The organism is Amycolatopsis sp. NPDC004079 (assembly GCF_040610415.1).
GTDB lineage: Bacteria > Actinomycetota > Actinomycetes > Mycobacteriales > Pseudonocardiaceae > Amycolatopsis > Amycolatopsis halotolerans.
The window spans coordinates 77,885-87,034 of the sequence record NZ_JBEXMH010000041.1; the positions used below are offsets into that span (position 1 = coordinate 77,885).

The 9,150-nt window shown below is 69.3% G+C and carries 11 protein-coding genes; 6 read left to right on the forward strand and 5 right to left on the reverse strand.

Annotated elements, in window-relative coordinates:
- The first annotated feature begins 40 nt into the window (after nucleotides 1–40).
- Nucleotides 41–1,321: an AAA family ATPase gene (locus ABZX37_RS32980; RefSeq protein WP_354746210.1), complete on the forward strand. Its 1,281-nt coding sequence runs from the start codon at nucleotides 41–43 to the stop codon at nucleotides 1,319–1,321.
- 18 nt (nucleotides 1,322–1,339) lie between these two features.
- Here ABZX37_RS32980 and ABZX37_RS32985 read toward each other — a convergent pair whose 3' ends face one another.
- The gene (locus tag ABZX37_RS32985) at nucleotides 1,340–1,525 is read right to left on the reverse strand and encodes a hypothetical protein (protein ID WP_354746212.1); all 186 of its coding nucleotides are present in this window, start codon (nucleotides 1,523–1,525) and stop codon (nucleotides 1,340–1,342) included.
- Between the two features lie 160 nt (nucleotides 1,526–1,685).
- Nucleotides 1,686–1,898 (reverse strand): BldC family transcriptional regulator, encoded by a 213-nt coding sequence (locus ABZX37_RS32990; protein WP_009072010.1) that lies wholly within the window; start codon nucleotides 1,896–1,898, stop codon nucleotides 1,686–1,688.
- 362 nt (nucleotides 1,899–2,260) lie between these two features.
- Between ABZX37_RS32990 and ABZX37_RS32995 the strand changes: the two genes are divergently transcribed.
- Genes ABZX37_RS32995 through ABZX37_RS33005 form a run of 3 tightly spaced genes read left to right on the forward strand, consistent with a single transcriptional unit; the run spans nucleotide 2,261 to nucleotide 4,109 of the window.
- The gene (locus ABZX37_RS32995; protein ID WP_162834336.1) at nucleotides 2,261–2,734 is read left to right on the forward strand and encodes an Lrp/AsnC family transcriptional regulator; all 474 of its coding nucleotides are present in this window, start codon (nucleotides 2,261–2,263) and stop codon (nucleotides 2,732–2,734) included.
- A gap of 11 nt (nucleotides 2,735–2,745) precedes the next feature.
- Complete coding sequence (locus ABZX37_RS33000; RefSeq protein ID WP_037818858.1) at nucleotides 2,746–3,036, forward strand: DUF4229 domain-containing protein; 291 nt, start codon at nucleotides 2,746–2,748, stop codon at nucleotides 3,034–3,036.
- Complete coding sequence (locus ABZX37_RS33005; protein WP_354746215.1) at nucleotides 3,033–4,109, forward strand: PLP-dependent cysteine synthase family protein; 1,077 nt, start codon at nucleotides 3,033–3,035, stop codon at nucleotides 4,107–4,109. Before ABZX37_RS33000 ends, ABZX37_RS33005 begins: the two co-directional genes overlap by 4 nt.
- Here ABZX37_RS33005 and ABZX37_RS33010 read toward each other — a convergent pair.
- Complete coding sequence (locus tag ABZX37_RS33010) at nucleotides 4,087–4,734, reverse strand: TetR family transcriptional regulator (protein ID WP_354746217.1); 648 nt, start codon at nucleotides 4,732–4,734, stop codon at nucleotides 4,087–4,089. The two genes, ABZX37_RS33005 and ABZX37_RS33010, sit on opposite strands and share 23 nt — an antisense overlap.
- Nucleotides 4,735–4,838: 104 nt before the next feature.
- On the opposite strand from ABZX37_RS33010, the gene ABZX37_RS33015 reads away from it, so the two are divergent.
- The gene (locus ABZX37_RS33015; protein ID WP_354746219.1) at nucleotides 4,839–6,284 is read left to right on the forward strand and encodes an aldehyde dehydrogenase; all 1,446 of its coding nucleotides are present in this window, start codon (nucleotides 4,839–4,841) and stop codon (nucleotides 6,282–6,284) included.
- A gap of 181 nt (nucleotides 6,285–6,465) precedes the next feature.
- On the opposite strand, the gene ABZX37_RS33020 is transcribed toward ABZX37_RS33015, so the two are convergent.
- Nucleotides 6,466–7,134: an alpha/beta hydrolase family protein gene (locus ABZX37_RS33020; protein WP_354746221.1), complete on the reverse strand. Its 669-nt coding sequence runs from the start codon at nucleotides 7,132–7,134 to the stop codon at nucleotides 6,466–6,468.
- A gap of 87 nt (nucleotides 7,135–7,221) precedes the next feature.
- On the opposite strand from ABZX37_RS33020, the gene ABZX37_RS33025 reads away from it, so the two are divergent.
- Nucleotides 7,222–7,998 (forward strand): helix-turn-helix transcriptional regulator, encoded by a 777-nt coding sequence (locus tag ABZX37_RS33025; protein ID WP_354746223.1) that lies wholly within the window; start codon nucleotides 7,222–7,224, stop codon nucleotides 7,996–7,998.
- Here ABZX37_RS33025 and ABZX37_RS33030 read toward each other — a convergent pair.
- Nucleotides 7,995–8,864, reverse strand: a complete 870-nt coding sequence (locus tag ABZX37_RS33030) for a 1,4-dihydroxy-2-naphthoate polyprenyltransferase (RefSeq protein WP_354746224.1) — start codon at nucleotides 8,862–8,864, stop codon at nucleotides 7,995–7,997. The two genes, ABZX37_RS33025 and ABZX37_RS33030, sit on opposite strands and share 4 nt — an antisense overlap.
- Nucleotides 8,865–9,150: the final 286 nt, after the last annotated feature.

The window sequence follows — 9,150 nt, forward strand, 5'->3', positions numbered from 1 at the left end:
TCGTCAGGGGCCCTTCGACGTACCCGGGAGGTTGGCAACGGTGACCGGACCCAGTGAAGAGACTGCCGGGGAACAGCAGTCCGAGCAGGCCCAGGAACCGGCTGCCATGTTCTCCGAAGAACGCACCGACTCGACGCCGCACCCCGGCACCGGGCCGTACGACGCGCAGCCGACGCAGGTCGTCGACCCGCCGCCGCAGGGGGCGTACCAGCCGCTGCCGCAGCCGGGCGGGTACCAGGCGCACTACGACCAGAATCTGCCGCCGTTGCAGCCTCCCGCGCAGCAGCCGCCGCAATATGCCCCTCCGGGCGGGTACCAGCAGCAGCCTGCCGCTCCGGCCGGTACGCCGGTCCCCGCTCCGGGCGCCGTTCCCGCGGCGGGGCAGGGGCTTCCGCAGCCAGCTTCCGGCGCGGACGAGCTGGCCACCGCGCACCTGGTGAAGCAGCAGAAGCGAACGCCGCAGTCCGGCTGGCGCAAGGCCGTGTACTTGGGCACCGGCAAGCTGGTCAACCCGGGGGAGAGCCCCGCGGACACGCGACGGCGCGAGCTGATCGCGCGGGTCAACCAGCCGCTGCGCGGGTGCTACAAGATCGCGATGCTGAGCCTCAAGGGCGGCGTCGGCAAGACCACGACCACGACCACGCTCGGCGCGACCTTCGCGTCGTTGCGCGGCGACCGCGTGGTGGCGGTGGACGCGAACCCGGACCGCGGGACGCTGTCGCAGAAGATCGCCATCGAGACCACCGCGACCGTGCGGCACCTGCTGCGGGACGCGGACAAGATCACGCGCTACAGCGACGTCCGGTCGTACACGTCGCAGGGGTCGAGCCGCTTGGAGATCCTGGCGAGCGAACAGGATCCGGCGGTGTCGGAGGCGTTCTCCGAGAACGACTACCGGCGCACGGTGAACCTGCTGGAGCACTTCTACAACATCGTGCTCACCGACTGCGGCACCGGTTTGATGCACTCGGCGATGAAGGGCGTCCTCGACGTCGCGGATTCGCTGGTGGTGGTGTCGTCGGGCTCGGTCGACGGGGCGCGCAGTGCGTCGGCGACGCTGGACTGGCTCGAGGCGCACGGTTACGGCGACCTGGTGAAACGGTCGGTCGTGGTGATCAACTCGGTGCGGCCCAAGGGGAGTTCGGTCGACCTGGACAAGCTGGCCGCGCACTTCGGCGCGAAGGTGCGGTCGGTGTGCCGGATCCCGTTCGACGCGCATCTGGAAGAGGGCGCGGAGATCGAACTGGAACGCCTCGGCGGGGATACTCGGCTGGCGCTGTTGGAGCTGGCGGCAACCGTGGCCGATGGGTTTAGCGCGTAAGCAAGATCTCGGCCGACATCAGGAGTCGTTGTCGTCCGGGCGGCGATTGCGCTGCTCTTCAGAGAGTTTGCGCAGGAATTCAGGATCGTCGTCGGGAGCGACGGCCTGGCGGCGTTGCGGGACACTGACCCGCTGTGCGCCGAGTGCCCGCCACAACAGAACGGCGATGGTGATGGCGCCCACCGCTGCGAGCAAAGGAATCATGCCCGGGTCCTTCCGTCGTGCTGGCCCCCAGGTTAGCCGCAATCGGCTCGAACGGCGGGCGCGGCGGGCCCGGAACGCGGCGAAGGGTCGTGACCGGCAAGCGATGCGGGAGGCACCCCTTGCCACTCACGACCCTTCGTCGTCTGCGTGACCCGCGGAATCAGATCTTGCGGGTCGGTTCGCTGGCGTCCGTGGTGAGTTCGGCCAGCAGGTCGTTCACCTCGGACTCGCGGAACCGGCGGTGTCCGCCCGGCGTCCGGATCGAGCCGATGCGACCCGCGGTGGCCCAGCGGGTCACCGTCTTCGGGTCCACCCGGAACAGAGCGGCCACCTCACCCGGGGTGAGCAACCGTCCGCCCATGGTTGCGGTCATTTTCCGCCTCCTTAACGCCCAACTTGCTATACCGGGGGCATCGGGCGATTTCGCCCGTCGCGCCCGGGTGGCCAACGCGGCAATCGTGGCACTTCACCCGTCGGGTACTCGAACGGTTGTCCTTGGGTAAAGAGCCCTTAAAGTGCAAAAGGGACATAACTCAGCAGATTCTCAGGATCGCTCAGGGCCCGTTCACGCCCCGCTGACCAGGCATTTTCCAACCGGTCGTGCCGAGATTCGGGTAAAGACCAGGCAAAGGCCGAGTGCAGGCGGCATCCGCCGCCGAGGTTGCTGTGACGCAGGAGACAATCCGGGACCTACCGGGATGAGCCGGCCGGGCGCCCGCGCCGCATAATGGGCCGGTGGATCAGCTGGACCGGAAGATCATCGCCGAGCTGCGGGCCAACGGCCGGGCTACCTACGCCGACCTCGGCCGGACGGTGGGGCTCTCCGCGTCGTCGGTGCACGAACGCGTCGGGAAGCTCGAGGCGGCGGGCGTGATCACCGGGTACCACGCGATGGTCGACCCGAACACGGTCGGCCTCGGCGTCACCGCGCTGGTCGGCATCCATCCCACCGACACCGCCACCGACGAGGACGTCGCGACCTCGCTCGGCGAGTTGCCCGAGGTGGAGAGCTGTTACGCGGTCGCGGGCGACGAGGCCTTCGTAGTAAAGGTGCGGGTGTCGACGGTCGACGAGCTGGAGCTCACCCTCGGCAGGCTGCGCCGCATCCCCGGGGTCGGCCGCACCAATACGACAGTCGTGCTCTCCACCCGGTTCGAGGGCCGCCCCAACAACGCGGGCCTGGACGAAGACTCGCCGAGCGGGGCGTAGCCTGTTTCGGTGTGAGCGAGACACCGGACCACCTTCCCCGTGACCTGACGGTGTACTTGATCGCGCGGTTCGCGCTCGTCGCGGTGGTCGCGGTCGTGCTTTCGCTGGTCGGCGTGCCGCTGCTGGTCTCTTTGCTGATCGGGCTCGTCGTCGGACTTCCGCTTGGCCTGCTGCTCCTGCGCGGCCTGAACCAGCGCGTGACGGCCGGGCTGGCCAAGCGCAACGAATCCCGCGCGCGTGCTCGGGCTCAGCTGCGGTCGCAGCTGCGCGGCGAGACCTCGGCCGACGACTCCGCGGCATGAGCAAACCGCACAGCCGCGCCTGGGTCCGGGAAGCCGTCCGGATCATCGAGGCCGACGCCAACCGCAGCGCTGACACTCACCTGCACGTCTTCCCGCTGCCGCCGGAATGGGGCATCGACCTTTACCTGAAGGACGAGTCGGTGCACCCGACCGGCTCGCTCAAGCACCGGCTCGCGCGGTCGCTGATCCTGTACGGCCTGGTCAACGGGCACATCGGCCCGGACACCGTGCTGGTCGAGGCGTCCAGCGGCTCGACCGCGGTGTCCGAGGCGTACTTCGCGCGGATGCTCGGCCTGCGCTTCGTGACCGTGGTGCCGCGGCGGACGAGCAAGGAAAAGATCGCGCTCATCGAGTTCTACGGCGGCGAGTGCCACTACGTCGACGCGGCCCCGGCGATGTACCCGGAGGCCGAGCGGCTGGCCGCCGAGTGCAACGGGCATTACCTCGACCAGTTCACCTACGCCGAGCGCGCGACGGACTGGCGCGGCAACAACAACATCGCCGAATCGGTGTTCGCGCAGATGCGCGCCGAACGCCATCCGGTGCCGTCGTGGATCGTCGTCGGCGCGGGCACCGGCGGGACCAGCGCGACGTTCGGCCGCTACGTCCGGTACAAGCGGCACACCACGAAGATCTGCGTGGTGGACCCGGAAAACTCGTCGTTCTACGGCGCTTGGGAAACGGGTGCGCCAGACTACGCGACCGGCATGCCGTCGCGGATCGAAGGCATCGGACGGCCGCGCTGTGAACCGTCGTTCGTGCCCGGCGTGATCGACGAGATGTTCCAGGTGCCCGACGCCGGTTCCCTCGCGGCGATCCGCTTGCTGCGCGACCGCACCGGCCACTGGGCGGGCGGCTCGACCGGGACCAACCTGTACGGCGCGTTCCAGCTGATCTCGCGGATGCTGGCAGACGGCCAGGCGGGCTCGGTGGTGACGCTGCTGTGCGACGGCGGCGAGCGGTACGCGAACACGTACTACTCCGACGAATGGCTTGGCGAGCAGGGGATCGACCTGGCTCCGCATCGGGCGCGGTTCGACGAGTTCCTGCTCACTGGCCGATTCGACGCCTGACGTCCTGGTAGCCCAGCGTCAGCACGACTATCAACCGGCGCAGCCGGTCCTCGAAGTCGAGGCGGGAGCCGGACAGGCGCGGATCCTTGATGGCTTCCCGGACGGCTTCGTTCGGGTGCGCCAGCGGCCACATCCCCGCGGTGAACATGAAGATCGCGGACGACAGTTCTTGCGCGGTCTCCGCGGAAAGGCCGGGCAGCGCGGCGTGCAGCAGGTCGGCGGTGCGGGCGTTGTGCTTCGCCGACCGGAGTTTGTAATCCCGCGCGATCTCCGTCGAGACATTCCGCTCCAGCACGTTCGCCAGCACGCTGATCAGCTCGCACAGCACCGGTCTCGTCGCGAGTGAACGGGCGAGGGTCGCGGCGACCTCCGACATGTCGCCGTCCAGGGTGAGCGAGTCGAGCCACGCGCCGCGGGCGCGGTCGAGCACCTCCAGGTAGACGGCCTCCCGCGTGGGGAAGTAGCGCGCGACGTTCGACGCCGACAAGCCCACTCGCCGAGCCAGTTCGCGCATGCTGATTTCGCCGACGGACGACTCCGTCATCAGCTCTTCGGCCACGTCGAGGATCGCTTCGCGGCGGGCTTCCACCTGCTCAGGACTGCGGGCGCGCTGGAACTCGGACACGTCGAAAAGTGTAACAGGACACTGCTCTCTTGATAAAAGAACATTGTCCTGTTAACTTCGAAAACAAGAGAGCAGTGTTCCGTTAAACTCGGCAGGAGATCCCGATGCGCACCTACGACCAGCTCTTCCTCGGCGGCCGCTGGACCGAACCCGCCACGACCGACACCTTCGAAGTCCGCTCGCCGCACGACCGGGCGCTGGTCGGCACCGCGCCGAAGGCCTCGACGGCGGACGTCGACCGCGCGGTGGCGGCGGCGCGGCGGGCGCTCGAACCGTGGGGCAGAAGCCCGCTGGCCGAGCGGCTACGGCTGGTCGAGCGGTTCAACGAACTGCACGCGGTTCGCGCGGACGAGATCGCCGAGCTGATCACCGCGGAGAACGGCTCGCCGAGCTGGTTCACCGGGTGGACGCAGCACAACCTCCCGGAGCGCACGGCCGCGTGGCTCAAGCTCGCGCGCGAGTTCTCCTGGGAGGAGACGCTGACCGACGAGGCGGGCAACCGGACGATCGTGCGTGCCGCGCCGGTCGGCGTGGTGGCGGCGGTGATCCCGTGGAATTCGCCGCATTCGGCCGCGCTGGTGAAGCTGATCCCGGCGTTGCTGGCGGGCAATCCCGTACTGCTCAAGGCCGCGCCGGAAACCGCGCTCGACGCGATGGTGCTGGCGGAGATCTTCGAGCAGGCCGGGTTCCCCGAGGGCGTGGTGAGCGTGTTCGCGGCCGACCGTGACGTGAGCGAGCACCTGGTGTGCCACCCCGGCGTGGACAAGATCTCGTTCACCGGCTCGACGGCGGCCGGGCGGCGGATCGCGTCGCTCGCCGGGGAGCGGCTCAAGCGGGTCGGGCTCGAGCTCGGCGGCAAGTCCGCGGCGATCGTGCTCGCGGACGCGGACGCGGACCCGGAAACCGTCGCCGAGGGGATCCGGAGCGCGACGTTCGCCAACAACGGCGAGATGTGCGTGGCCCACACGCGGATCTTCGCGGCGCGCGAGCGGTACGCCGAGGTCGTGGCCGCACTCGCGGAAATGGCCGACGGGCTCGTGGTCGGCGACCCGGCGAAGCCGGACACGTTCGTCGGTCCGATCGTGCGGCAGGACCAGTACGAGCGGGTGCTTTCGTACCTGCGGCTAGGCGTCGAGGAGGGTGCCCGGATCGCGGCGGGCGGCGCCGAGCCGTTCGCGGATCCCGAGCTGGCGCACGGGTTTTACGTGCGTCCGACGGTGTTCGCCGACGTCGCGAACGACATGCGGATCGCGCGCGAGGAGATCTTCGGGCCGGTGCTCGTGGTGATCCCGTTCGACACCGAGGAGGAGGCGATCCGGCTCGCGAACGACTCGGACTACGGGCTCAGCGGAGGCGTGTGGACGGCCGACGCGGAGCACGGCGTCGAGATCGCGCGGTCCGTGCGCACGGGCACGTTCCACGTCAACGGTGCGCCGCGGCACGGGAATGCGCCGTTCGGCGGGTTCAAGGCCAGCGGGGTCGGCCGCGAATACGGCTCGCACGGGTTGGCGGAGTTCGTGGAGTGGCAGGCGATCGCGGCGGGCCGCTAGAGCGACCGCGTTCAGCGCCGCCATGCCGGTGTCGCGCAAGGCCGGGATCAGCTCCCGGCCCTTGCCGCCACCGCCGACGGCCTTGATCGGCTTCTGACGAATGGCTCGGCGAGCAGGCAATCGACCCGGTGCCGTATTGGCTGCGGTCCGGCGAGTTCCTGCTCACCGGCCGGTTCGAGGGTTAGTCGTTCAGCAGTTTCGCGACGCCTTCCGGGTCTTCGCGCATCGCGTTGTGGGCGGTGGGGAGGACGTGGACGTGCCAGTCCGGGTCGGCTTCGAGCCGGTCCCGGAGTTCGGTGAAGGGCGTGCCTTCCCAACCGGAGCAGTAGACGAACTCGCGCCGGGGGACCTCGGCGAACCCGCCGGTGAGCCGGATCTTCTGCAGCAGCGAGGCGAGCGGATGGGGACGGCGGCGGGAATCCCGGCCATCGCGCTCGGGCGGGCGGACGGCGTAGCCGGTGTCCTCGGCGCCGGCCACGAATGCCTGCCGGTATGCCTCGGTCGTCGATGACCAGCACGATTCGCCGTCACGAGGCACGTAGGCGTCGAGATGCACGACCCGCGAGACCCGGCCCCCGGCTCGGTCGGCAGCGGCGGCGATCACCAACCCGCCGTAGCTGTGGCCGACGAGTGTCGCGTCGGTGATGCGGGCGCGGTCGAGGAGCGCCAGCACGTCGTCGGCGTGGGTGTCGAGGTTGGCGGCGGCGACCGTCGCGGCGTCGTCGTCCGGCCGCAGACCGGTCAGGGTCAGGGCGTGCACGGTGTGCCCGGCCTGCTCCAGCAGCGGCACCACCTCCTCGAAGACCCAGCCGCCATGCCAAGCACCGGGGACGAGAACGAACGTCGACATGTATTTCTCCCTTTGACCGCAACGGCTTCTTCGGGAGAGAGCTTTTCAAGAACCGGCGGTGGCTCGTTAACGCTAGAATGCCAACTGATGCCCACTGCCCGCCAACCCGGTATTGCGTCGTACCTGTGGCCGTCGGGCGGCAGGCATCTCTGGCCGTCCGGCGAAACCAGCGAGCTGCAGACGCACGAGCGCGGGCACCTGGTCTACGCGGCTACCGGTGTCCTGGCGGTGCACACCGAGTACGGGACGTCGCTCGCACCCGCCACCCGCGTCGCCTGGACGCCCGCCGGGTTCCCGCATTTCCATCGTGCCCACGGCGACACCGACATCCGGATCGTCTTTCTCGCCCCGTCGCTGGCCCGGCTCGTCTCGGACCGGCCAGCGGTGTTCCGGACTTCCGGCCTCGCTCGCGAGGTTCTGCTCGCGCTGACCGGGCCCCGCAATTACGAGGGTTCCGGCTATCGCGGCTCCGCGCGTGCCCGTCTGCATCGGGTCCTCGTCGACGAACTCCGCGAAGCACCCGACCCGCCGCTGCAACTGCCCGCGCCGCAAGACGATCGACTGCGGGCGATTGCCGAGCGGCTGCACGAGAATCCGGCCGACAACGCCACACTGGCCGAGCTCGGAAAGGCGATCGGAGCCAGCGCGCGCACCCTCAGCAGGCTGTTCCACGACGAACTTGGCATGACCTTCTACGAGTGGCGCACCCAGCTCCGCATCTACCACGCACTGGTGCTTCTAGCCGACGGTCACGACACCGTTCGCACCGCTTACGCCTGCGGCTGGGCCAATCCCAGCGGCTTCATCGCGGCGTTCACCGCCATCATCGGGACCACGCCGGGCCGCTATCGAAGCGGCCGCTAGAGCGCCAGCGCGACCGCGCTCAGCACCGCCCAGGCCAGCATCGCCATGCCGGTGTCGCGCAGGGCCGGGATCAGCTCCCGGCCCTTGCCGCCACCGCCGACGGCCTTGATCGGCTTCAGCAGCAGCGGCGCGGTCACGAACGTGATGAACAGCAGCGGGTGCCAGACGCCCATCAGCACGGTGAGTGCGTACGGCACCGTCACCAGGGTCAGGTAAAGCTTGCGCGTGCCGCCGTCGCCCATGCGGGTCGCGAGGGTGTGTTTGCCGGACTCGATGTCGGTGGGGATGTCGCGGAGGTTGTTCGCCACCAGCACGGCCATCGAGAACGAGCCGACGGCCACAGCGCAGCCCAGCGCGTCCCAGCTGACGCGGCCTGCCTGGACGTAGACCGTGCCGAGGACGCCAGCGAGGCCGAAGAACACGAAGACCGCGAGCTCGCCCAAACCGTAGTAGCCGTACGGCTTTTTGCCGCCGGTGTAGAACCACGCGCCGAGGATGCACAGCGCGCCCATCGCGAGCAGCCACCAGTATCCGCTCAGCGCGACGAGCGTCAGGCCGAGCACTCCGGCCAGGCCGAGGGAGGTCAGGGCGGCGCGCAGCACGGCCTTCGGGTTCGCCGCGCCGGAGCCGACGAGACGCAGCGGGCCGACGCGGTGTTCGTCGGTGCCGCGGATGCCGTCGGAGTAGTCGTTGGCGAAGTTCACGCCGATGATCAGCGACAGCGAGACCAGCAGCGCGAGCAGCGAACGCCACCAGGAGAACGCGTCGAGCGCGATCGCCGCCCCGACCCCGGCCACGACCGGCGCGATCGCGTTCGGCAGCGTCCTCGGCCGCGCGCCTTCGACCCACTCACTGACTGTCGCCATGGGGTCCATTCAACGCCATGCGATCTTCACCCGTTCGGTACCCGGCCCCAAGCCGTGGTCGAGGTCGGCGCGGGTGGCGGGAGCGGTTTGTCGTCCGTGAGGGGACCCCTGCGGGAATCAGATTCACTACCAAGAACTTAAGGCTGTGACGCGGACGCGCCGCTGGCGCGTTTCCGCAGCTCAGCCGAGGACCCGGGAACGGAAGCCGGGTTGTGGTCCGTGAAGGACTCCTTGAGGGAATCAGATTCCCTCAAGGAGTCCTTCACGGAACGAGTCGGGACCGGAC